Raw genomic sequence first — 23057 nt, 5'->3', positions numbered from 1 at the left:
CCTGGAATTGTTAACGAGCCGCCGAAGCTTGCGCAAATTTGCGCTCGAACGCAAGCAGCGCCTGCGTCGCCTGGTCGATGCTGGCGTGATCCTCCTGCGGGCTCGAGCTCAGCAGCGGCAGCATCGGGCCCATGTCGGCGATCTTCGAGAAGGTCACGGCGTCGTGCAGCACGCGGATCAGCGAGATGTCGTCGCGCAGCGTTTCGAGCGGCATGAACGCGTCGTAAATGCCTTGCGCCTCGTCCATCCGGCCGGCCTTGACCGCATGCAGCAAGGCCGTCACCGCGTGCGACGCAATGCAGCCCGAGCCCGTCGTCCAGGCAGCGAGGCCGAAGTCGCGCACGTGGATCAGCGCCGGACGCTCGCCCATGCCGGACACGACCTTCGCGGCCGGCACGCTTTGCAGCAGGCGGTGCAGATAGGCGTCCTCAGCGGGGTTCTCGCGCACGATGGCGTATTTCACGGCAATCAGCGTGCCACGGTTGACCAGACGGGCCAGCGTGTCGACGTCTACGTAGTTTTCGCTCTTGATGTAGAGCGTGAGGGGGATGCCCGCCGCGTCGACGATGCGCGTCAGCCCGGCCTCCACGCCTTCCGACGTGGTGAAACCGGCGAGCGGCAGCACCATGGCCGTTTGATACGACGTCTGCGCGAGGATGCGCGCCTGATCGAGCATCTTGCCGTAGTCCGCGCCGACGGCCGGGATCACCCGCGTGTCCGGACCTGCGCTGTCTGCGAGCAGATCGAGCAGTTCGCGGTATTCGCTGACGGCCACGTGATACAGATTGGCATTGCCGCCATACAGCAAGGTGCGCACGCCGCCCGCCTCGATGTGCTGGATCAGCTTGCGGTTTTCAGCGGCGTCGAGCGAGTAATCGGCGCGGCGGGCCAGCGGCGGCACAGCCATGACGGTGGCGGCGAACTCGCTATCGAGGATGGGAGAAGTTTTCATGGCACCTCAAGACAGTATCGAAGAATGGATGCCAAGGTAGCATCCAGTCCGCAATGTTGTCAAACAACACTTCGAATGCATCGCGACGAGCGCTTTCGCAGCCACGCCCCCGTCAATCAGAGCAACTGCCTGGATTCCTTACGTATTGGGCGTTACGTGCCTGATTCGAGAAGCCGCTCCAGATCCCGCCCACCTCGAAATTTCGTATGACAACATATTGCCGGCGGGCCATGTGCTCGGAGCCAAGGACGTGTCGACGCGCCGGCCTCCCAATGATGATACGAACACTCTGCCCTTTAGGTGCGATAAATAAGAATGTTCGGGTAAAACATTCCGGGTAGAAAATGTTCGGGGTCAATTTGACCGTCTGTCGCCGACCATCTCTTTGTCAATCTCTGCTCCTATTACAAACACCTATAGATTCAGAGAACGATTTGTACCGCCCTGTCCAACCGGGCAGAAAACGACCAATTTTATTGTTAAAGACACTTTGACTTTATTGCCAGCAATCGATCTTTGAAACTATCATGCGGGTCGGTGCAAACGAAGCGCATGCGAATTGTTAAATCAAGCGGGTGGAAAATTTTCAACAAGATTTGAATTAACAACTGCCGGATCCTCCACACAGAATAGCGCAAAGGTCTTACAACCCGCTTCCGCTCTGGACAAATTTTCGTCTATAGGCGATCTCTTTGATTTCTAGAGACTGCGTGATGAATCCGCCGCTGCAGATTTAGAAGGACATGACTTTTCGTTTTGAGTCGTCACGTAATAAACGGTGATAAATTGCTGCCCAATACTATGCCGGTCGCGAGTTCGCGTCGGCAAAATCCCGCGGCCGGGCGGCTGCGATTGAGAGAGCGAAAGTGTCGTTACGTTTTATCGAGCAAATGTCGCCCCTGGTGGATGCCCCAGACGAAACGACCTGGTTCAACACACTCACCGCAATCGCCGGTAACTGGGGGTTTGACCGGGTTCTGATTGCGATGCTGCCGCGCCCCGGCATGCGACTCGAAGACGCTTACGTTCGCAGCACCTATTCACCAGGCTGGCAGCGCGTTTATGACGAGCAAGGGTTCGTGCATATCGACCCGGTTGTCAGCCACTGCCTGACCCGCTCGGCGCCGCTGATCTGGTCGCCGGAACTGTTTGCCACGCGGCAGCAGCGGGCGCTCTACGAACTTGCCTGCGCGCAGGGACTGCGCTCCGGGCTGTCATTGCCGATTCACGGCCCGAATCAGGAAGCTGGCCTGCTGTGTTTTGCCAATGACTTCTCCGCCACGGATTCGTTCTGGACACATATTGACGGCGTGCTGCCCAATCTGGCTCTGCTGCGCGACCTGGTGATCGACACCAGCAGCCGCCATGTCAATACGCATGCGAAAACCTTGATGCCGCAATTGACGCCACGCGAGCGCGAGTGTCTGAACTGGACCGCACGCGGCAAATCCACCTGGGAGATTTCACATATCCTCAGTTGCTCGGAAGCCGCAGTGAACTTCCACGTAAAGAATATCCGGGCGAAATTCGGCGTGAATTCGCGCCGCGCAGCAGCCGTGATTGCCGCGCAGCTCGGTCTTATTGACCCGGGTTAAGCAAGGCCGCCGCGTCGCGGCTATACATCACCCGTTCCGCCCGGCTTAAATCGCCGTCAGAAACCGTCTTCAGAAAGTACAGCCCCAGCAGGATGGAAACCGGCGGCGGAATTTCCGCGCCCGATTCGAAGCGGCTGCCACGCGATTGCGTTACGCCAAAGCGCGCCCAGAAGCGCCGTTGGCTTTCATTTTTCATTTTCCGGTAAGCAATGATCAGGTGACGATCAACCACGGATGGCGTCTCTTCAGCGGTGTCGACCGTACGGTTTTGAATCGTGACAGGTGCGTTCCAGTGATTTTCGAGTAATTCCATGATGGGTTTCTCAGGTGGATTGGCCGCTATTTGTATGAATTTTGCGGGAGCCTCGAAATCCACGCACCTACCCAGGTAGGTAGGTGCAAATCTGATCCAACGCGCATAGGAATGCTGGCGCGCCTTTGCTGACCTTCAATTCGTTCGGCAGAGTCGAAAAGTTTCGGGGTTTTTAGTGCGGCGGCCCCGGAAAATCGATTAATGCGCTGCTGGCGCGTCGTTATTGCCAACGCTGCTGCGCCTGAAGGTGATATGCGAAATCCGCCGCACTACGATAGCCGCCACCAGCGCGGCAGCGCCGGTGAGGATCACGCCGATGTGAATAGACTGAACCAGCACCCGGCGCGCCGCTTCCACCAGCGCGGGACCCGCCAACCCCGCATGCGCCAGTTGACCCAGCAAGCTGTCGCGCAGAGCCGGATCGATCAGGATCCGTGGGTCAGCGAGTCTGGGCAGCCATGTCGAGGCGGTTGGCTCGCCCAGCACCTGCAGCGACTCTGCCACGCCCGCCTCGTAACGCCGGTTGATGATCGTGGCGACGATACTCGTGCCCAGCATGCCGCCCACCATCCGCGTGGACTGCAGCAGCGCGGTCGTAATGCCGAAACGCTCGCGGCCGGCAATCTCCTGACCGAATACGTTCAGGTTGTTGAGAATGAAGCCCAGCCCGATCCCGACTGCGCCCATCGCCAGTTCGAGGTAGACATGCGACGTGGCCGGCGTCGCCAGCGCAATGCCGACCGAGGCGATCACGAGCAACATGAAGCCGATTGAGAGGATCAGCGTCGGCTTCGGCATGTGAATCACAATGCGCGTATTGATGACGCTGCCGAGCGCGATACAGGCGGCGATCGGCGTGGCCAGCAGACCCGCCTGCTGCGGAGTCAGGCCAAAGCCGCCTTGCAACAGCAGCGGCGCGAAAAAGATCAGCGAGAACATCACAAAGCCGGACAGCAACGACAGCGTGAACAGTGTCACGAGTTGAGAGTCTCGGAACAGATCGAGCGGGATGATCGGGTGGGTCGCATGCCGCTCGCAGATCAACAGCGCTACGGCGCCCAGCACGACCAGCGCCGCCAGCACCAGGTTGCCCGTGGTGAGGCCCGACTTCGGCACCGCTTCGATAAACGTCTGCAGACCGCCGAGCACCAGCGCGACCAGCGCAGCGCCGGTCCAGTCGATGCGGACCTCGCCGTTCACCGCGCGCCGGTAGTTAGGCAGATGCGCCCAGATGAAATACAGCGCCAGCACACCGACCGGCAGGTTGACGAGGAAGGTGGAACGCCAGCCGAACTGCTGGCTCAGCCAGCCGCCGAGCGACGGCCCGGCAGCCGTGCCGATGCCGTACGCCGCCGCCATGATGACCTGCCAGCGCACCCGGGCGCGCGCGTCGGGGAACAGATCGGGAATCGAGGCAAACGCAGTGCCCACCATCATCCCGCCGCCGACGCCTTGCAAGCCGCGCGCAGCCACCAGGAACGGCATGCTGGGCGCCAGACCGCACAGGACCGAGGCCGCCGTGAAGACGATCACCGCGGCGATCACGAACCGCTTGCGTCCGAAATAATCGCCCAGCCGCCCAAATACCGGCACCGTCACCACCGACGCGAGCAGGTACGCGCTTGCGATCCACGCGTAATACTCGAAACCGCGCAACTCGGAAACGATCGACGGCAACGCGGTGCTGACCACGGTCTGATCGAGCGCGACCAGCATGTTGACGAGGGCGATGCCGAGCATCGCCAGCAGCGCATCACGGAACGGCAGGGGGCGGGGAGAATTCACTGGAACGATGCGGCTGAGCGCGTGACAGAGGGCATGAAAAAGCCAGACACGAGGCCGGACCGACTAGACAAATCGGGCCGCGTTCGACGCGGCCCGGCAACACGACGCCACTCAGGAGCCGAACATCCGCTCGAGCGCGTTTTCCAGGTGCTTGCGCATCGCCACACCCGCCGCCGGACCGTCCTTGCGGCGGATCGCTTCGAGCACGGCCAGATGCTCGGCCTGCACGAGGCGCTGCCGCTCGACCGTCTTCACCAGCGACAGGTTGCGCGACAGGTTCATGCTGAACACGATCTGCTCTTCGATGAACGACATCACGGTGATGAAGAACGGATTCTTCGACGCCCGCGCGACCGCGAGATGGAACGAGAAATCGTCCTTCGCGCCGATCCCCTGGGTCTCGACGATGCGCTCCAGTTCGTCCCACGCGTGCTGGATCGCGGCGATGTCTTCGGTCTCGGCCTTCTCCGCTGCGAGTTCGGCCGCCCCGGCTTCGGTGACGATGCGGAACTCGTAGCAACGGCGGATATCGGAGAGTGTCTCGAGCGGCGCGAAGCGGCGCACATCCGGATCGGGCCGGCGGGCGACCGTGGTCCCGGAACCGTGCCGCGTGACGATGATGCCGTCGGCACGCAGCCGGGCCAGCGCTTCACGCACGGTAGGCCGCGAGGTTTCGAACCGTTCGGCGAGTGCGTGCTCGGTAGGCAGGCGCTCGCCTTCCTTGTACTCGCCTTCGAGTATGCGGTTCAGGATGTCGCCGTAGATCTTGTCGGGCAAGCCCGTCGATTTGCGCTCGTTCATCATCGATGGAGGGTCAGCTTGTCAGAATAGAGCACGATTGTAAGGCAAACAGCGTGCATCGCTTGCTTAAAAATTAGACAAATAGCCATATCGACGCCCGCAAAAGCCGACTGGGCGGCGCCGCGACTATATGACCCCATGGACAGAAATTTGACAAGTGTTTGATTGACATCCCTACAACGCCGCGCTACCTCGGCGATCATTCGCGCGTCATTTTGCCGCTAAGCGGCGCTTGACCCTGGTGGGACAATCGTCTCGTTACCTTACAAACGGTCGTGCATCATGCTTGCGCCCACCCCGGTAGTCCGCCCCGCCGCCCGCCGTGTTTCTGATGCGAGCCCGAGCCCTGTCGTGCGCAGCACAGCGCGGTGTTCGAGTTGCGCGATGCGGCAACTGTGCATGCCGCAAGGCCTCTCCGCCGACGAATTGCCAAAGCTCGAAGCGCTGATCTGTAGCGCGCGCCCGGTGCGGCGCGGCGAGACGCTCTACCGTGCGGGCGACAGGTTCGACAATCTGTACGCCGTGCGCTCCGGCTCCCTGAAAACCACCCTGCCGCACCGCGACAGCCGCGAACAGGTGACCGGCCTGCGCCTCGCGGGCGAGGCGCTCGGCCTCGACGGCATCAGCAACGACACGCACGCTTGCAGTGCGACCGCGCTCGAAGACAGCACGGTGTGCATCGTTCCGTACGTCGCGCTCAAGCGCCTGTGCCGGGAAGTCGGCTCCATGCAGGAGCGTCTGCTCAGGTTGATGGGCGAGCAGATTGTCCGCGAGGCTGCGCAGATGCTGGTGCTCGGCTCGCTGTCCGCCGACGAACGGGTGGCCGCGTTCCTGCTCGATATCTCGGAGCGCAACGCGAAGCGCGGCTACTCCCCGGCGGAATTCAATCTGCGCATGACGCGGGAGGACATGGGCAGCTATCTGGGCATGACGCTCGAAACAGTCAGCCGCACCCTGTCAAGATTTCAAAAGCGCGGTCTGATCGACACGCAAGGCAAGTTCATCCGTATCGTCGATATCGAAGGTTTGCGGCAGGTTTAAAGGCGCTCGCACCGGCCTCCTCTGGCTTGCCGGGCGGGCCTGCCACGCGCGTTTGCCGGTGCTGCGCCTTGGCATGCGTCCTGCGAGCAGGTACAGTCTTCAAACTGTCCCCCTCACGGAGACCCGGCGATATGAATCGCGACCCCGCCCCGCATCATCCGCTAGTCCAGCGCCTGATCGACGCGCGTCACATTACGGACACCCTCTTCTCCACCGTCAAACCCGAGTACCTGTACGAACGGCCGATCCGCGAGCGTCACCGGATCGTGTTCTATATCGGGCATCTCGAAGCGTTCGACCGCAATCTGTTCGACGAGCGGCTGTGCTCGTTGCCCGCCTTCGATGCCGCGCTCGATACGCTGTTCGCGTTCGGCATCGATCCCGTCGACGGCGGTTTGCCGACCGACGTACCGGCCGACTGGCCGTCGCTGGAAAGCGTGCGGGCCTATGGCCAGCAAGCGCGCGAGCAGATCGATCGTCAGCTCGCCGCATTGCATGTCGACGGCCAGCCTCAAGGCAATGGCGCGCAAACCGGCTCGGCCGGGCAACTGCTGAACGTCGCCATCGAGCATCGTCTGATGCACGCCGAAACCCTCGCGTACATGCTGCATCAGTTGCCGCTCGCGCAGAAGATCGCCCCGCCCGGCGATGGTCAGGATCCCGGCTCGCGCTATCGCCAGAGCGTGCGCGCCGATCGCGTCAGCGATGTCGATCACGCGCCGATGGTCACGGTCCCGGCAGGCTGCGCCGTGCTCGGCATGGCGCGCGAGAGCGGCCGCTTCGGTTGGGACAACGAGTTCGGCGAATTGCACGTCGACGTGCCGGCTTTCGAAATCGACCGCTACATGGTGACGAACGGTGCGTACCTCGAATTCGTCATGGCCGGTGGATACCGCCAGCGAGGCTGGTGGAAAGACAAGGACTGGGTCTGGAAGGAGTCCGTGCAGATCGCTCAACCCGCCGGATGGTCGCAACGCGAAGGCGACGGCGAGTGGCTGCTGCGCACCATGTTCGACGAGATCCCGTTGCCGCTCGACTGGCCGGTGTATGTCAGCCATGCCGAAGCGAGCGCCTATGCCCGCTGGGCCGGCAAAGCATTGCCGACCGAGGCGCAATGGCAACGCGCGGCGCACGGTACGCCACATGCGGCGTCGGGCAACTTTGATTTTCGCCACTGGGATCCACAGGCGGTGGACGCGCATCCGGACAACGTCAGCGCTTTCGGCGTGGAAGGCCAGTTCGGCAATGGCTGGGAATGGACGTCTACGCTATTCGACGCGTTGCCGGGATTCGAAGCGTTTCCGTTCTATCTGGGTTATTCCGCCAACTTCTTCGACGGGCAGCATTACGTGCTCAAGGGCGGATCGGCGCGCACCGCGCAATGCATGCTGCGGCCGGAGTTTCGCAACTGGTTTCAGCCGCATTATCAGTATGTGTATGCGGGGTTCCGGTGCGTGAGGGGATGACCGCTTTACCCGCAGGATTAGTCCGCAAACCGCCGTTTCGTTAGCGCAGCCGCGAACGTTTAGCCAGGCTTCTGAACAACGGAGACAACGCCAATGGATCTGAATCTGCGCGGCAAGGTGGCCGTGTTGACTGGCGCCAGCGTCGGTATCGGGCTGGCTGTGGCAGAAGCGTTTGCAGCCGAAGGAACGCATCTTCTGCTCGCGGCGCGCAATCAGGAGCGCTTGTCCGCCGCCGCGGAAGGCATTGCGACGAAATTTGGCGTGACGGCCGTGCCGGTTGCTTGCGATGTGGCAACGACTGACGGCGTCGAAAAGCTGGTGGCGGCCGCGCAGGAGCATTTCGGCGGCGCCGATATTCTCTTCAATAACGCGGGCACGGGCAGCAATGAAACGATCATGGACGCGCCGGATGAAAAGTGGAACGCGTACTGGGATCTTCATGTGATGGCGGCGGTGCGTCTTGCTCGCGGCCTGGTGCCCATGATGAAGGCGCGCGGCGGCGGCACGATCCTGAACAACGCGTCGATTTGCGCGACCCAGCCGCTCGGCTACGAACCGATCTACAACGTGACGAAAGCGGCGCTGATGATGTTGTCCAAAAACATGGCGAACGAGTTCATTCAGGACAATATTCGCGTGAATACGATTAATCCGGGGCTGGTCCTGACGCCAGACTGGATCAAGACCGCGAAACAGTTGACGCAGGATTCCGGCGGCGACTGGGAAGGACATCTGCAAGGCGTTGCGGATCAGTACGCGCCTATCCGAAGGTTCGCTTCTGCAGAAGAGCTGGCCAACTTCATTGTGTTTCTATGTTCCGACAAGGCAAGCTACAGCGTCGGATCGACCTATTTTGTCGATGGCGGGATGTTGCGCGTGGTGTAGCGGTCAGCTGGCTCAGGTTCCGGTCAATCAGGGCGCCGGCGGAACCGGATTGCATTCCACCGTCTCTACATGAGGTTCGCGAATCATGAGTCCGACCTTGCCTCTCACCGTTACTGCCCGAGGATGCCTGGGCGTGGTGCTGTGCGTCTACGCGCTGAGCCATGCCAGTGCCGCGGCACCATCGTCCGATGAAATGTCCTTCATGGCGGAAAACAATGCCGCCATGTCCACGATGATGAAGAACATGGACGTCAAACCGTCGGGCAACGTCGACGAGGATTTCGTGGCCTTGATGCAACCGCACCATCAGGCGGCCATCGAGATGGCTCAGGCTGAACTTCGTTACGGACACAACGAACGGGTTCGAAAGATCGCCCAGCAGATCATTGCGCAGCAACAGCAGGAGATCGCCGCCATGCGCGATGCGGTCGGTCCATCGTCGCTCTCACCGGGCGCAGCCGATCAGCCGGAACAAGGCCATGTAGAGGTGCCCCACAAGAACCCGAAGATGGATGGCCCTCCTGGCAGTTGATGAACCTGGCCAGTCGAGTGACGCATCGTTCCGGACTGCTTGACGCGGACAACACCTCAGGTCGCGGCAAGTCCGCCGTCGATCAGATAGATGGCCAACGAAAAGGTGATGACGGACAGCACGGTACGCATCAGAATCGAGGTAGCGACCTCGCTGCGGTACGCGCCTGCTTCGTTGGCGAACATGGCCGTGATCGTCCGACGGTAGCGCGCAGAGCAGGATCATCTGTTGCACGTAGACCCCTTTGATCGAAACCAGCAAGGCCGCCGCGACCATCAAGGCAGGATGAAGCAGCAGCTTGAGGCCCTGTTCGTCCAGACTTCGCCGGACAGTTTCAGCTTCACGGACGACATGATCAGACCCAGACACAGCAGCGAGACGCCTGCCGTAGCTTTGCCCAGCAACAGCAGCGAATCGTCCAGCACCGGCGGCAGCTTGACCGCGAACAACGAACACAGAATGCCGATGGCCGGCGCCCACATCAAGGGCCGGCGCACTGCCGCCGAAATGCTCGATACGAACGCCTTCAGACCACTGCCTTCGCCGCTCGCGATCGCCAGCAGCATGGTGGTGAGCGGCATCATCACGAGGCTCGCGATCACGTTGAGCACCAGCACCGAATACAGGCTCGACGGTCCAAACATGGCCTGCAGGATCGGGAGGCCCATGAATGCCGCATCCGGGTAGCCGCACACAAAGCCCTTCAGCGTGGCCGCTTTCAGTTCACGAAAGCGGTACCAGCCGATCGCAAGGGCCAGCGCGTACATGCCCATCATCGCCATGAAGGTGGCGGCCACGAAGCGCACGTCGAACAGTTGCGAACGCGGCGTGCTGGCCATGCCCGCCAGCAGAAGGGCCGGGAAAATCCAGTTCAGCACGAGCCTGCTGATCAGCAGGCTGTCTGAATACGTGAGCTTGCCGCGCTTACCCGCCAGAAAGCCGAGCACGATGACGAAGGCAACGGGTACGAGAGGCCGTACGATATGGTCCAGCATTGCGTTGCCACTCCTGGGCGATGACCTGCATATCCGCCGAATGGATCGGCGGCGGTGGCTGGACAAACTGCGGGGAACGCGGCACCGCGAACCCCGATGCGCATCCACGCTGCCTTCAGCGCAGACGATATTCGCGGATCACATCGGCATTCGGTTCAAGGCCCAGTCCCGGCGCCTGCGGAACGGCCATCGTGCCGTTCTTCGGGATGATCGCATCGCCGTAGAGCTGCGCCTCGAGATCAAAGTAGCGCCATTCGACCATCGCAGCGGGGCCGCCCAGCGCCGCGTAGTTTTCGGGCGGCCACACAGGCTCTTCGATCCAGCGTGGCCGCAGCGGCCGCAGGCGCGCTGTCATGTCGAGCGCTTCGCGCACCGACCACGGACAGTTGACGTCCAGCATGATCTCGACGTCGTCCCCAGCCTCTTCGCGCGCCGCACAGATGCAGTCGAAATCGATCTCGTGCAGCTTGAGATGCTGGAATCCGCTATCGAGCGCACGCCTGACGTTCTTCCTGACGAGTTCGAGATCGGAGTAGCGGATCAGGCTTGCGTAGGCCGCCAGCGACACGGCGTCGCTACCGCCGAGCAACTGGTGGACTGGCTGGCCCGCGGCCCTGCCGGCGATATCCCACAAGGCGATGTCGATGGCCGACAAGCCGAAGAGAAACGCCCCGCTGCGCCCGAAGACATGGAATTTCTTCTGCTGATCGAGCATCAGCTTCTCGATCAGCGCTGCGTCGCGGCCGATCATTTCAGGCGCGAGAATCGAGTCGATCACCACCTTCACCGCCGGAATGGCGGTAAATCCAAACGACTCTCCCCAGCCGACCACACCCGTATCGGTCGTGACCTTTACGATCAGAGAGTCGGCCGTTTGCAAATCCGCCTTCCCCCACACCGCCGCGTCGGACCTGCCGCCTGCCGTAAAGGGGATGCGCAGCGGGATGGCTTCCAAGCTGGCAATTTTCATAAGGTATCCTCTTGTTTCCGCGCGTGTGTGTGTATGCTCGCGACGATTTTTCAGCCAGCCGCAATCAATGTCCGCGCGTATCTGCTCACGATCCATGTTATGAGCATCGCGGTACGAATAGAATATGAAGCGTGGAAAAGGCCTTTTCCACAGCAGCAATTGCGGCGTTACCGTCGTCACCGGTCAGGGCTTGCCGAGGTGGCTGTCCAAGAACGTCAGCATGAGTCGGGCAATCTCATCGACCTGCTCGTCGATGGCGAAATGACCCGCATCGAGCAAATGAATTTCGGCGTCCGGAAGATCGCGCCTGAAGGTTTCCCCACCGGCGGCGATGAACGAAGGATCGTTGCGCCCCCACACCACTAGCGTCTGAGGCTTGTACTGCCGCAGCCACGCCTGCCACGCCGGATAGGACGCGACATTGGTCTGGTAGTCGTACAGCAGGTCGCCTTGAATCTCGTGCTGACCCGGCTTCGACAAATGCGCATATTCGTCCGTCCACGTATCCGGGTTGTAACGGTCGGGCTGCGATGTGCCGGCAGTATGGCGTTGTTCCGCCGCCGTCAGCGACATGAAGGTATCGAGCACCTCGGGATGCGCCTTTCGATCAGCCCAATATTGCGCAATGCCGGCCCATTTGGCGCCAAGCCCTTCTTTATAGGCGTTCGCGTTCTGGATCACGAGCGCCTGCAGGCGTTCTGGATGGGCGAGAACGATCCGGAAGCCGACCGGCCCACCGTAGTCGTGCAGGTACAGCGTGTAACGGTGAATATTGAGTTGCTCGAGAAGCGCATTCGTCGTCTGCGCCAGATGATCGAATGTATAGACATACGCTGAAGGTGACGGCGCATCGCTTTGACCGAACCCCGGAAAGTCCGGAGCGACCAGGTGATAGCGTGTCGCCAGAAGCGGAATAAGCGGATCGAATTCGCGTGACGACGAAGGAAACCCATGCAGCAGCACGATCGTCGGCGCATCCTTCGGACCGGCTTCCCGGTAGAAGATCCCTACGCCGTCGACCATGACGCGGTGATAGGTCGTCGTACTGGAAGTCGAAGCCAGCGGAGCGGCTTGCGCCATGTGGCCGACAATCGAGGCTGCCACCGCAGCAACAAGGGATTTCGTGTTCATGGTGAAGTGCTCCCTGTCCGGATCCATCCACTTCTCACGCGCGACGTCACTCCATCTTCTGAACCCATTGCCTGCGCCAATCCGGCGCTTCGAAAGGCTCCGAAAAATACTGTGTCTCGTGAACGACCTTGCCGTCACGGAACTCCATCATGCTTACCGTGTAAGCAGGCCGCCCCTGATAGGTAATCGTGTATTCCGTGATCCAGAGATTGCCTTCTCCCTGGATTCGCCGGACATTGAAACCTGCCGGCTTGCCCGGATGATGGCCTCGCAGTGCCTGCAAATTCATCCGCCCGACGATTCGTTCACCTGATTGCGGATAGTCGCAGATCGCATCGTCAGCGTAAATATCGTGCTCGGCGTCGAGATCGCCCGACGCCGACGCCTGCCAGTGCGCATTCAGGGCTTCACATATCTGTTCTTCCTGCATGGCGTGCCTCCTGCTACCGTTCACGTCTCTCGATTATGAGGGCGTCGGCCCGACTGCATATTCCTCGTCGGTCACTTTCTCCATCCACACGACGCTGACACCGTCCAGCGCTTCCTGAATGCCGATGTGGGTCATGGCGGTCGTAGCCGCTGCGCCATGCCAATGCTTGTGACCTGGCGGACACCAGATCACGTCGCCCGCACGAATTTCGACAATCGGTTCTCCTTCGCATTGAGTCCATCCGCAGCCCGCGGTGACGATCAGCGTCTGGCCGAGCGGATGCGTATGCCAGGCGCTCCGTGCGCCGGCTTCGAACGTCACGCTCACCACAGAGACGCGCGAGGGCTCTGGGGGAGAGTTCAAGGGGTCCATACGAACATTCCCCGTAAAGTACGCTTCAGGGGCTTTCCTCGACGGCTGCGAGCCTACACGCTTGAGATCCATGGTCGGTCCTTGTCATGAAAAAACTGCCGGGCGCTTCACGTGGATGCGAAGACGACCGGACGCGTCGCGTAACAACTTGACCCTACTCTAGTGGCCGTCTTTCCTGGCGATAAGATCGAAGAGTGGAAAGTCACTTGTGCGGTGGACGCATCAATCGGCCTGCCTGCGAATGTGCCGTCGAGGCTGCGCGGAACCGACAAGCGGATCTGGCTTCGCGACCCGGTTCTCGCGGTTTTCGCAGTCAGTTCCCACGCCAGTGCATCGACGGCGATTTGTTCTTTTTGTTCAAGAGTGTTTTGCCAGATGCGGGTATTCGAAACGCCTGTCAATGCGCCTACATTCACGCGTGTTGCATTGCAGCGCTTTTGTTTCATGCTCCCATCAAGGAAACACCATGCTTCAGTTTTACTTCCATCCGACGCCGAATCCCATGAAAGCGGCGCTCCTGCTCGAAGAACTTGAAGTACCGTTCGAGCTGCTGGCCGTCGATACCTTCAAGGGTGAGCAACACCACCCCGAATTCCTGAAGATCAACCCGAATGGCAAAGTGCCGGCTATCGTCGATGACGGCGTCGCCGTATTCGATTCGCACGCCATTCTGTTGCACCTCAGCGCAAAACACGGCAAGTTCGTGCCGTCCACGGCGTCGCAGCATGCGGAAATGCTCTCGTGGCTGCTGTTCATCGCGACGGGTCTGTCGCCGTTCTCGGGTCAGGCCGTGCACTTCCTGCACCATGCGCCGGAAACGCTGCCGTATGCACGCAATCGCTATCTGAAGGAAGTCGAGCGCCACTACCGCATCCTCAACACGCGTCTGGCCGGCTCGAAGTATCTGGCTGGCGACACCTACTCGATCGCCGACATGGCACTGTGGGGCTGGGGCAACGCAGCCGGCTTTATCTTCGGCGAGAAGGGTCTGACCGACTACCCGCACGTCAAGCGTCTGGTCGACGAAATCTCTTCACGCCCGGCGGCCGTCCGCGCCATCGCGCTGAAGGACCGGCTGACGTTCAAAGCCGAGTTCGACGAGGAGACCCGTCGCGCACTGTTCCCGCAGAACGCATCGCTCTGAGCGAATCGCGCTGAATCTCGCGCTGGCCGTCCGAAAATGGCCGGCGCACCAAGCCCTTCAGCGATCGACGACAGTGAACTGGAAGATGGCGCCACGGGGGATATTGGGCTTTGCCGAAAGACTGCCTCCGTGTGCCTCGACGATCGAACGACAAATCGACAGGCCCATCCCGAGGCCACTGTCCTTGGTCGAGAAAAACGGATTGAATAGGCGCTCGGTTCCCTCCGGGGGCAAGCCCGGACCCGAATCCGCGACCGCGACGATTACGCCATTCGATGCGTGCGCAACCGTATCGATCCGCAAGTCGCGCGGTCCCTCGCTCGTGGTGCTCATCGCCTCAATGGCGTTGATGATCAGGTTGAGCACAACCTGTTGCAACTGGACGCGGTCCCCGCGAACCAGCGGCAAATCCTCCGCAAAAATGGCCTGAACCGAGACGTTGTGCTTGACGGCTTCACTACGCGTGAGCTCGATGACTTCACCGACGGCCCGCTTGATGTCCACGCTTTCATAGTGGACGGGCGCCTTCTTGATGAAATCGCGAATCCGGTCGACGATATCCCCTGCTCGCATCGCGTCATTCCGGATTCTCTCCAGCGCCTGCAACGCCTGTCGCAAGTTGGCCGGCTTTGCGCCGAGCCAGCGTAACGCGCCCGAAGCACTCCATGCAATCGCTGCAATTGGCTGCTTGACTTCATGAGCAATCGAAGCCGCCAACTGGCCCATGGTGGACGCGCGGTTCGCGTGCGCGAGTTCCATCTGCACCTGGCGGTAACGCTGCTCGCTTTCTCTCGCCACGGCTTCCGCATGTTTGCGATCACTCAAGTCAAACAGGAATGCGACGCCCTGGTGCTTCTTTTCCTCAAAGCTAGCCGCCCCAATCAACACAGGCACACGGCTGCCGTCCTTGCGAAAGCATTCCTTTTCGAACGGCTGTAGCGTCCCCGTGGCGAGCAGTTCGGGTAGCCACGCCTGCCTGTCGCGCTCAGGCCCTTCCCGCGGCGTCAGGTTGGTCCAGTGGATACGTCCGGCTTCGAGATCCTCGCGTTCGTACCGCACAATCTGCAGGAACGCGTCGTTGGCCTCGAGAATTCGCCCTTCGAGGTCGTACATGCAGATGCCGACGATATTCGCATCGACCAGTCGCCGGATCTTCGCCTCGCGTTCAGCGAGATCCCGGTACAAGCGGGCATTTTCCAGTGCGATGGCGGCCTGCGAGGCGAGCAGCTTCAATACCGCGACGCGCGCCGGCCCAAATACGCCCGGAGCCAGGCCGTTTTCCAGGTAGAGCGCACCGATCAGTTTTGCCTGCGCTAACAAAGGCAGAAACAGCAGCGAACGTGACCGGCAGCGCTGAATGTACGGGTCCGCCGCGAACGGCGATTGCGCGGCGGCGTCATCGAGCATGACGCTCTCGCTAGTGCGCATCACGTAGTAGAGCACCGATTCGGGTACCGTGCCGCTCATCAGCGGCTCGTCGCACACCTGAACGCGCACGCTTGCGCCGCTGACCGTGGCTTGGGCCGCGAGCCTCGGCTCTCCTTCGCCTGGCACGATGAGGACCCCTCGTTCGGCGCCCGCCTGTTCGATGGCGGTACGCATCAGCGTATCGATCAGGTTATCCAGCACGATCTCGCTGGAAACGGCTTGCGACACCTTGATCAAGGTCGCGAGTTCCAGATTTTCGACCGACGTCCCGATCGCGATGGTGGACCCGGCTGCCCGAGGCTCATCTTTGAGTCGTGGAAACTGCTGCTCGAGTTGCCTGACCTTACCATCCGCGCCCCAGAGACGATAACCTTGCCGGGCATCCTGCAAATAGAGGTGGCTGATTTTCTCGAAGCCACGTGCCGCATAGAAGCGCGCGGCGACTTCATTGGCGAGTGCCTCATTGTGAACAAAGCCGTTGGCACGAGCCGAGCTGATGGCCTGTTCATAAAGCTGCTGGGCAGCGAATTCGCGGCATTCCAGGCGCGCAATTTCAGCACCCACCAGCGCCGCGCGATTCGCGAAGTTTTCCGGGCATGCTTCGGACCACTCACGAAGCTGGCGGTGATGACTGGCAAGAGCCTCGATATGCTGCGCGCGTTCCGCAGTTGACGCCGATTCACACAACACGGCGCGGGCCAGCGCGGCGTAGAGATGGTATTCGGCCACCTCGAAGAACGATGGCGAGGTCCAGAGCAGACTTTCGGCGCGGGCGGCCGCCGCGACGGCAGACGCATAGTCGCCTGCTAAATAACGCGCTTGAAGTTTGCGGATCCAGTACCAGCAACCCGCCATCGCCAACTGCGGCTCACTCTCGAGATGCTGCTCGAAGCGACTTTCGTCGAATTCGGCATCGTTGAAGGAAGCGAATTCCGGCGTCAATCCCCGCAGGGTTTTGACGAGCCTGAGTTGTGAGGTAATACGGTCGATCAGCAGGCCAAAGCGCGCCTGACGTGCAAATTCAAGTCCGGCTTCGGCTTCGCGCTGCACATCGGCGAGCGCGTCCCCACAGGCGACGAGGTTGGTAATCAGGTTATCGCAGCTATAAGCCGCAAACGTCAGGTCACCCAGTTTGTTTGCCGCATCGAAGGCGCGCAGCACCAGCGGCCGGCCAGTATGGATGGGCTGTGTCCACGGCGTGACGCGGTGACCGAATATCAGGTAGACACGCGCCTCGAAGCGCCGCAGTCCGCGCTGCTCCACCAGATCCAGACCGAGCTTGCCGAAGCGAAACGCGTTCTGGTAGTCGCCGAAATACGCACCCAGGATCATCCCGAGCCACGCGTACGCGAAGCACGAGCCGTCGCAGTTGCCATATTCGAGGCTGAGATTCGCCATGCGGCAAACCACGAGGCAAAGCAGATTGGCGTTCGTGAACAACGCGGGCGAGACGACTGCGGTGAGGACATCCATGGTGGCACGCCACTCGGGGTCCGTCATCATGGGTAGATCGATGAGGTCCTGGATCGTGCGATCTGCGATCTGGCGCCACAGTTGCTCGTATTCGTAGCGGACTTCTTCGGTGGTTGGGTGTGCTGACCAGTGCACGCCGACGTGCCGGAGGTAGTCGAGGCAAACCTCGATGGCGCGGTCGCTGCGACCTAGCGTCGTGAAGAGTTCTTCCCGCAGTTGAGTCACGGCGGCCACGTCGACAAGCCGGGTGGCGTGCGCAGACAGGACGGCAAGCCGTGCCTCCGCTTCCACCAGCGCGCCGGTCAGAAACTCACACTCGGAGCGCTGAAAATCGAGCGCAAAAGTCAGCGTGCCGTATCGCTCCCAACAGTCCTCCGGCAGAATGGCCCGGCCTGCAATGAGGTAAGTCAGCGCCGAATCGTAGGCCGTCGAGTGCTTGGCGCGCTGTCCGGCAATCAGGTTGAGTTGCGCAATCTGTTCCCGCTCTTCGGCCGAGCTCACCAGCGCGGCGCCGCGATTGAGCTGGTTCACGATCTCGAAGATCGCTTCTTGCTGGTTCTCAGGCGCCGTATGCGCCGCGAGCAATCTGCCGATTCTTAGATGCGTCGCGGCGCGCAAGTGTTCAGGGATGAACGAGTACGCGCCCTCCTGAACCCGATCATGCAGGAACCGATACGCGCTATCGAACTGGAGAACCAGACCGGACCTGACCGCCTCCCGCAGATTGTTGCGTGTTTCGTCCTCCGAAGCTTCGCCGACCATGGACAGGACCGCGAGGCTCGCGCTATTGCCCAGACAGGCAAGTTGCTGCAATACGGTTTGGGTCTTGCCCGGCAGGCGACTGAGCTTCGCGACCATCAGGTCCACGACGTTATCGGTGTAGCCCTTCGCGTGAATCCTTTTGAGGTCCCATCGCCATTGCGCCTTACGATGATCGAAATCGACGAGCGCCTCATCCGCGAGCGACGCAAGGAACTGAATCACGAAGAACGGGTTGCCCTCGGTTTTCTCATACAGCAGTTGTGCAAGCGAAGTCGTGCGCTGCGGGTCGCACCGCAGGGAATCGCCGATCAACTGTTCGAGGTCCTGACGAGCCAGCGGGGCGAGGACGATCTCCTGCACGGGCGCTCCGGCCCGGCGGATGGCTTGCAGTTTGCGCATCAACGGATGGGCGAAGTCCACCTCGCTGTCGCGATAGGCACCAATCAGCAGGAGGTGTCGTACATCCGGTTGCGTCAGCAGGTTCTCGAGCAGATCGAGGGTCGCCGCGTCGAGCCATTGCAAATCGTCGAGGAAGAGCGCAAGCGGGTGTTCGGGCCGTGCGAACACGCTGATGAAGCGGCGCACGACCAGTTGAAAACGGCGCTGCGAATCTTGCGGCGGCAGGACCGGCACAGGCGGCTGTTCGCCGAGAATGAGTTTCAACTCCGGTACCAGGTCGAAGATAAGCCGGGCGTTCGGACCGAGCGCCTCCTGAATGACAGCGCGCCATTCTCCGAACTCGCTTTCGCTTTTGCTGAGCAGCGGATGCACCAGGCTTTGGAACGCTTGCGCCAAGGTGGTGTAGGGAATATCGCGCTTGTACTGATCGAATTTGCCTGAGGCGAACAAGCCGTTCAATGGCACGAGCGCCTGATGCAGTTCATTGACCACCGAAGACTTGCCGACACCCGAATAACCCGAGACGAGGACCAGTTCAGGCGTGCCGTTCGTGACCACGCGATTGAACGAGGCCAGCAGCGTCTCCGTTTCAGCCATTCGCCCGTAGAGTTTTTCTGGAATGAGCAACCTGTCCGGCGTATCGGCCCTGCCAAGCAGAAATTCCTCGAAGCGACGTAGCTTTTCCCATTCGGACAGGCAACGCCGTAGGTCGCTCTCGACGCCGAGCGCCGTCTGGTAGCGATCCTCGGCGGTCTTCGCCAGCAGCTTCATCACGATTGCGGAGACGGAAGCGGGAACATTCTCGACCCGCTCGTGCGGCGGGACCGGTTTCCGCGCGATATGGCAGTGCACCCATTCCATTGGACTCGCGGCGGAAAACGGCAGACTGCCGGTGAGTAGCTGGTAGAGCGTGACGCCAAGCGAGTAAAGGTCGCTCCTGGAATCGATCGAACGATTCATGCGACCGGTCTGCTCAGGCGCCATATAGGGAAGCGTGCCGGCGATCGATTCAGGTGCTTCGGGAGACTGCAGTTCGCGGGTGCGGCGCGAAGCAATGCCAAAACCCGTCAGCCAAGCCTGACCCGTGACTCGGTCGGCGAGGATATGGGTGGGCTTGATATCCTTGTGGATCAAACGGCATTCATGCAACCGCGCGAGCGTAGCCGCTAATCCAATGGCGACCCGCATGAAGGCTTCAATGTCCACCCGTTCGCCGATCAGACGATCGAGTGGCTCGCCGCCCGGGTCCTTCAGCACGAGCATGATCGCACCGCGTTCACGCACGAGTTCGAGCGGCCGCGCCGACCATGCCTCGTTCAGGTCGTCCTTCAGTTCATATTCGTGTATCAGACGATTGAGTGTGACGAGCGTCGCATGTTCCACAACGGGCACTGCTTCGAGGACAGTGTAGCGGCCGCCATCCGCAGCACGGCGCCAACTTCTGTACAAAATCCTTTCACCGTCTTCCCACAACACCTCGGAGCTGCTTTCGCCATTACCGCTACGCCAGGATGATGGGTTCATCTACCGACTCCGCGAACAGGCAACTGTCCGACACCAAGAGATAAGTTCCAGTTGGCCCGAAACCCAGGCCGGCTTGGCGGCACACATTGCGAGTCAACTCAGACTAGCACACATGGGGCCGTATGACAGGCGCGCTTCAGACTCGCCCGGCTCCGGCGCGAGCCGTCATCGAGCAACAAGGCACGCCCCGCTCGGCTCCCCCCATCACGACGACAATCCGACCACCGTCGAAAAAAACTTTGCACATATCTGATACGTCAGATATAGTCTGCATCAGAAACGGAGATATCAGCTATGAGCGACTCTCGCGAAGACAGTTTTTTGCCGGTGCAGCGCATCGGTCTGGCACTGAACAAAGCCCGTCACCTGTTGACGGCGGATACGGACACCGCATTGGCTGGCTCGGGTATCAGCAGTACGCACGTCGGTGCCCTGCTGCTGCTTTCGCTGGGCTTTGCGCGGACGTCGGCCGGTCTGTCCAGGCTGCTCGGCGTCGACCCCGGGTTCGTCACACGATTGGTCGATCGTCTGGAAGAACAAAACCTCGTGCGCCGGGACCGCGACCGTCCGGACCGGCGGGTGGTCAACCTCACCTTGACCGAAGCGGGCCGCCATGCCGCAGCGCGGGCCCAGGAGGTTGCACCGGCGGTATTGAACGAGCGCCTGGCGAGTTTCACGCCAGTGGAATTCACGACCTTGTGCCGCCTCCTGCACAAGCTGCTGGATGAATGAGTTATTTTTTAACCCAATATCTGACAAATCAGATAACTCGGGACGGCTGGATAAAAGCCGGCCATCAAGCCTCTTAAAGGACGCAACATGAACCCGCCGAATAACGCGAGCGCGCCGGCGCCACTGGCTGGCTGGCAGTTCGCACTGGGCGCCTTCGCCGTGTCCCTCGCTACCTTCATGAATGTGCTGGACTCGTCGATTGCCAACGTCGCGATCCCGACGCTCTCCGGCGACCTGGGTGTGTCGGTCGACGAAGGCACGTGGGTCATCACGCTGTTCTCCGCCGCCAACGCCGTGGCGATTCCGCTCACCGGCTGGCTCACGCAGCGGGTCGGGCAGGTCAAGCTGTTCGTGGTTGCAATCCTGCTGTTCGTGCTGTCGTCCGCGGCATGCGGCTTCGCGCCCAGCCTGCCGATCCTGCTGGTCGCGCGTATCGTGCAGGGCGCAGTGGCGGGACCGCTGGTGCCGCTGTCGCAGTCACTCCTGCTGTCCACCTTTCCGAAGAATAAGAGTTCCAGCGCGCTGTCGCTGTGGGCGATGACCGCCACGGTCGGGCCGATCGCCGGGCCGGCTCTCGGTGGCTGGATCACGGACAACTACAACTGGTCATGGATCTTCTACATCAACGTGCCGGTCGGTCTGTTCGCCGCCGCCGTGATCTGGGCGCTCTATCACAAGCGCGAAACGCCGTCGCGAAAGCTGCCGGTCGACAAGGTGGGACTCATGTCGCTGATCGTCTGGGTCGGCTCGCTGCAGATCATGCTCGACAAGGGCAAGGATCTCGACTGGTTCAACTCGCCGGTGATCTGGGCACTCACAATCGTCGCGCTGGTCGCATTCGTGTTCTTCCTGATCTGGGAGTTGACCGAGTCCAAACCGATTGTCGATCTGCGCCTCTTCAAGGGACGTAACTTCCTGGGCGGCACCCTCGCCATCTCGATCGGATACGCAGTGTTCTTCGCCAATCTCGTGATCCTGCCCACGTGGATTCAGGAATATCTCGGCTACCGCGCCGTCGACGCGGGGCTCGTGACTGCACCGCTCGGCATCTTCGCCGTGATTCTGGCGCCGGTGATGGGCAAGCTCATGCCGAGATCGGACACGCGGATACTGGCGACGCTCGCCTTCCTCTGCTTTGCAGGCGTATTCCTGATGCGCTCGTGGTACACGACCGACATCGATCCCTACACGCTCGTGTTGCCGACGCTGCTGCAAGGTATCCCGATGGCGCTGTTCTTCACGCCGCTGACGGCGATCGTCCTGTCGGGCTTGCCGCCTGAGAAGATTCCGGCGGCCGCGGGTCTGTCGAACTTCGCGCGGATTTTTGCCGGCGCCGCGGGCACCTCGCTGATGAGCACGATCTGGAACGACCGGACCATCCAGCATCATTCGCAGCTCGCCGAGCAGACCAGCTTGACCAACCCGGCCTATGTGCATGCCCTTGCCGGGATTCAGACGACGCTGCACGGAAGCCTGTTCAAGGCCCAGGCTTTTTTCGAAACGCAGATTGGCGCGCAAGCGGCGATGCTCGGATTGAACGATGTGTTCTGGCTGTCGGCAGTGATCTTTATCGTGATCATTCCGCTCATCTGGATCACACATCCCAGCAAGGATGGCGCGAAGGCTGCAGCGGGCGCGGGCGGTCACTGAGGGTAAGCAGAGGCGCGTTTCTCGGCAGCATGGAAATCGCAAAAATTCTCTTGCCAGAATCTGACTTTGCAGTTATTGTTAAAGTCATACACAATGAGGACGCGCCATGAAGCACTATACACCTGAAGGTTTCTCGCTGACCCAAAGCGTTGGTTTTCTGTTGACCAAGGCGCGCAACCTGATCACGGCGGAAATGGATACGGCTCTGAAGGATCTCGACATCACCGGTCCCCAGATGGGCATTCTCCTCGCCATGGAGCGCGGCCACGCCGCGACGCCCTTCGAGCTATCGAAGATGTTGTCCGTCGACACCGGCCTGATGACGCGCATGCTGGACAAGCTGGAAACGAAGGGATTGCTGGAACGTTCGCGCAGCGTGGACGATCGCCGGGTGGTCAACCTGGCGCTCACAAAGAAGGGCCTCGAAGTCGCGGCGGAAATTCCGAAGATCGCGCCGGAAGTGCTGAACGCGAGGTTGAAGAAGTTCACCAAGGCGGAGTTCGAAGAACTGTGCCTTCTGCTTAACAAGTTCAATGGAGAGTGAGTGCTGCGGCACTCCTCCTTTTTTTAATCATTAATCTGACAGGTCAGAAAATGAAAGCGCAGATTACCCAAACCGGCAGCGGGACCCGTGCGATAAAAACGGGGCTGTCGGTGATGCTGATGGCGGTGCTCTC

At 60.9% G+C, this 23057-nt stretch carries 20 protein-coding genes; 9 read left to right on the top strand and 11 right to left on the bottom strand.

Annotated features, from left to right (window positions below):
- Positions 1-10: 10 nt before the first annotated feature.
- The gene (locus tag P3T43_RS33995; protein ID WP_429285377.1) at positions 11-952 is read right to left on the bottom strand and encodes a dihydrodipicolinate synthase family protein; all 942 of its coding nucleotides are present in this window, start codon (positions 950-952) and stop codon (positions 11-13) included.
- A gap of 890 nt (positions 953-1842) precedes the next feature.
- Between P3T43_RS33995 and P3T43_RS33990 the strand changes: the two genes are divergently transcribed.
- Positions 1843-2547, top strand: coding sequence for a helix-turn-helix transcriptional regulator (locus P3T43_RS33990; RefSeq protein ID WP_429285376.1), 705 nt, complete (start codon positions 1843-1845; stop codon positions 2545-2547).
- Here P3T43_RS33990 and P3T43_RS33985 read toward each other — a convergent pair.
- From P3T43_RS33985 to P3T43_RS33975, 3 genes are all read right to left on the bottom strand, one after another.
- On the bottom strand, positions 2531-2860 hold the full coding sequence (locus P3T43_RS33985) for an XRE family transcriptional regulator (protein ID WP_429285375.1): 330 nt from the start codon (positions 2858-2860) through the stop codon (positions 2531-2533). The two genes, P3T43_RS33990 and P3T43_RS33985, sit on opposite strands and share 17 nt — an antisense overlap.
- A gap of 198 nt (positions 2861-3058) precedes the next feature.
- Positions 3059-4600 (bottom strand): MFS transporter, encoded by a 1542-nt coding sequence (locus tag P3T43_RS33980; RefSeq protein WP_429285383.1) that lies wholly within the window; start codon positions 4598-4600, stop codon positions 3059-3061.
- A 156-nt stretch (positions 4601-4756) separates the two neighbouring features.
- On the bottom strand, positions 4757-5446 hold the full coding sequence (locus P3T43_RS33975) for a FadR/GntR family transcriptional regulator (RefSeq protein ID WP_429285374.1): 690 nt from the start codon (positions 5444-5446) through the stop codon (positions 4757-4759).
- 282 nt (positions 5447-5728) lie between these two features.
- Between P3T43_RS33975 and fnr the strand changes: the two genes are divergently transcribed.
- The 4 genes from fnr (at position 5729) to P3T43_RS33955 (ending at position 9370) form a co-directional block, all read left to right on the top strand.
- On the top strand, positions 5729-6487 hold the full coding sequence (fnr, locus tag P3T43_RS33970) for a fumarate/nitrate reduction transcriptional regulator Fnr (RefSeq protein ID WP_429285373.1): 759 nt from the start codon (positions 5729-5731) through the stop codon (positions 6485-6487).
- Positions 6488-6618: 131 nt separating this feature from the next.
- Positions 6619-7953: an SUMF1/EgtB/PvdO family nonheme iron enzyme gene (locus P3T43_RS33965; protein WP_429285372.1), complete on the top strand. Its 1335-nt coding sequence runs from the start codon at positions 6619-6621 to the stop codon at positions 7951-7953.
- Positions 7954-8046: 93 nt separating this feature from the next.
- Positions 8047-8838 (top strand): SDR family NAD(P)-dependent oxidoreductase, encoded by a 792-nt coding sequence (locus P3T43_RS33960; protein ID WP_429285371.1) that lies wholly within the window; start codon positions 8047-8049, stop codon positions 8836-8838.
- Between the two features lie 133 nt (positions 8839-8971).
- A complete protein-coding gene (locus tag P3T43_RS33955; protein WP_429285370.1) occupies positions 8972-9370 on the top strand; it encodes a DUF305 domain-containing protein in 399 nt (132 codons plus the stop codon).
- Positions 9371-9426: 56 nt separating this feature from the next.
- On the opposite strand, the gene P3T43_RS33950 is transcribed toward P3T43_RS33955, so the two are convergent.
- From P3T43_RS33950 to P3T43_RS33925, 6 genes are all read right to left on the bottom strand, one after another.
- Positions 9427-9555, bottom strand: a complete 129-nt coding sequence (locus P3T43_RS33950; RefSeq protein ID WP_429285369.1) for a hypothetical protein — start codon at positions 9553-9555, stop codon at positions 9427-9429.
- Positions 9556-9645: 90 nt separating this feature from the next.
- A complete protein-coding gene (locus P3T43_RS33945; protein WP_429285368.1) occupies positions 9646-10365 on the bottom strand; it encodes an AEC family transporter in 720 nt (239 codons plus the stop codon).
- A 115-nt stretch (positions 10366-10480) separates the two neighbouring features.
- The gene (locus tag P3T43_RS33940; protein WP_429285367.1) at positions 10481-11335 is read right to left on the bottom strand and encodes a mandelate racemase/muconate lactonizing enzyme family protein; all 855 of its coding nucleotides are present in this window, start codon (positions 11333-11335) and stop codon (positions 10481-10483) included.
- Between the two features lie 183 nt (positions 11336-11518).
- The gene (locus tag P3T43_RS33935; RefSeq protein ID WP_429285366.1) at positions 11519-12466 is read right to left on the bottom strand and encodes an alpha/beta fold hydrolase; all 948 of its coding nucleotides are present in this window, start codon (positions 12464-12466) and stop codon (positions 11519-11521) included.
- 46 nt (positions 12467-12512) lie between these two features.
- A complete protein-coding gene (locus P3T43_RS33930) occupies positions 12513-12896 on the bottom strand; it encodes a nuclear transport factor 2 family protein (protein ID WP_429285365.1) in 384 nt (127 codons plus the stop codon).
- A 33-nt stretch (positions 12897-12929) separates the two neighbouring features.
- Positions 12930-13340, bottom strand: a complete 411-nt coding sequence (locus tag P3T43_RS33925) for a (R)-mandelonitrile lyase (protein WP_429285364.1) — start codon at positions 13338-13340, stop codon at positions 12930-12932.
- Positions 13341-13734: 394 nt separating this feature from the next.
- Here P3T43_RS33925 and P3T43_RS33920 point away from each other — a divergent pair, with 394 nt between their 5' ends.
- Complete coding sequence (locus tag P3T43_RS33920) at positions 13735-14412, top strand: glutathione S-transferase family protein (protein ID WP_429285363.1); 678 nt, start codon at positions 13735-13737, stop codon at positions 14410-14412.
- Positions 14413-14469: 57 nt separating this feature from the next.
- On the opposite strand, the gene P3T43_RS33915 is transcribed toward P3T43_RS33920, so the two are convergent.
- Complete coding sequence (locus P3T43_RS33915) at positions 14470-19998, bottom strand: trifunctional serine/threonine-protein kinase/ATP-binding protein/sensor histidine kinase (protein ID WP_429285362.1); 5529 nt, start codon at positions 19996-19998, stop codon at positions 14470-14472.
- 294 nt (positions 19999-20292) lie between these two features.
- Here P3T43_RS33915 and P3T43_RS33910 point away from each other — a divergent pair, with 294 nt between their 5' ends.
- The 3 genes from P3T43_RS33910 to P3T43_RS33900 all read left to right on the top strand — a co-directional run bounded on the left by P3T43_RS33910 (position 20293) and on the right by P3T43_RS33900 (position 22924).
- Positions 20293-20730 carry a MarR family winged helix-turn-helix transcriptional regulator gene (locus P3T43_RS33910; protein ID WP_429285361.1) on the top strand — a complete coding sequence of 146 codons (438 nt, stop codon included), beginning with the start codon at positions 20293-20295 and terminating at the stop codon, positions 20728-20730.
- Positions 20731-20817: 87 nt separating this feature from the next.
- A complete protein-coding gene (locus P3T43_RS33905; protein ID WP_429285360.1) occupies positions 20818-22380 on the top strand; it encodes a DHA2 family efflux MFS transporter permease subunit in 1563 nt (520 codons plus the stop codon).
- Positions 22381-22486: 106 nt separating this feature from the next.
- On the top strand, positions 22487-22924 hold the full coding sequence (locus P3T43_RS33900; RefSeq protein ID WP_429285359.1) for a MarR family winged helix-turn-helix transcriptional regulator: 438 nt from the start codon (positions 22487-22489) through the stop codon (positions 22922-22924).
- The last annotated feature ends 133 nt before the right edge of the window (positions 22925-23057 follow it).

The sequence above is a fragment of the Paraburkholderia sp. GAS41 genome (assembly GCF_050436545.1).
Classification (GTDB): Bacteria; Pseudomonadota; Gammaproteobacteria; order Burkholderiales; family Burkholderiaceae; genus Paraburkholderia.
The sequence above is the reverse complement of the archived record's forward strand: the minus strand, read 5'-3'. Positions and strand labels throughout refer to the sequence as shown.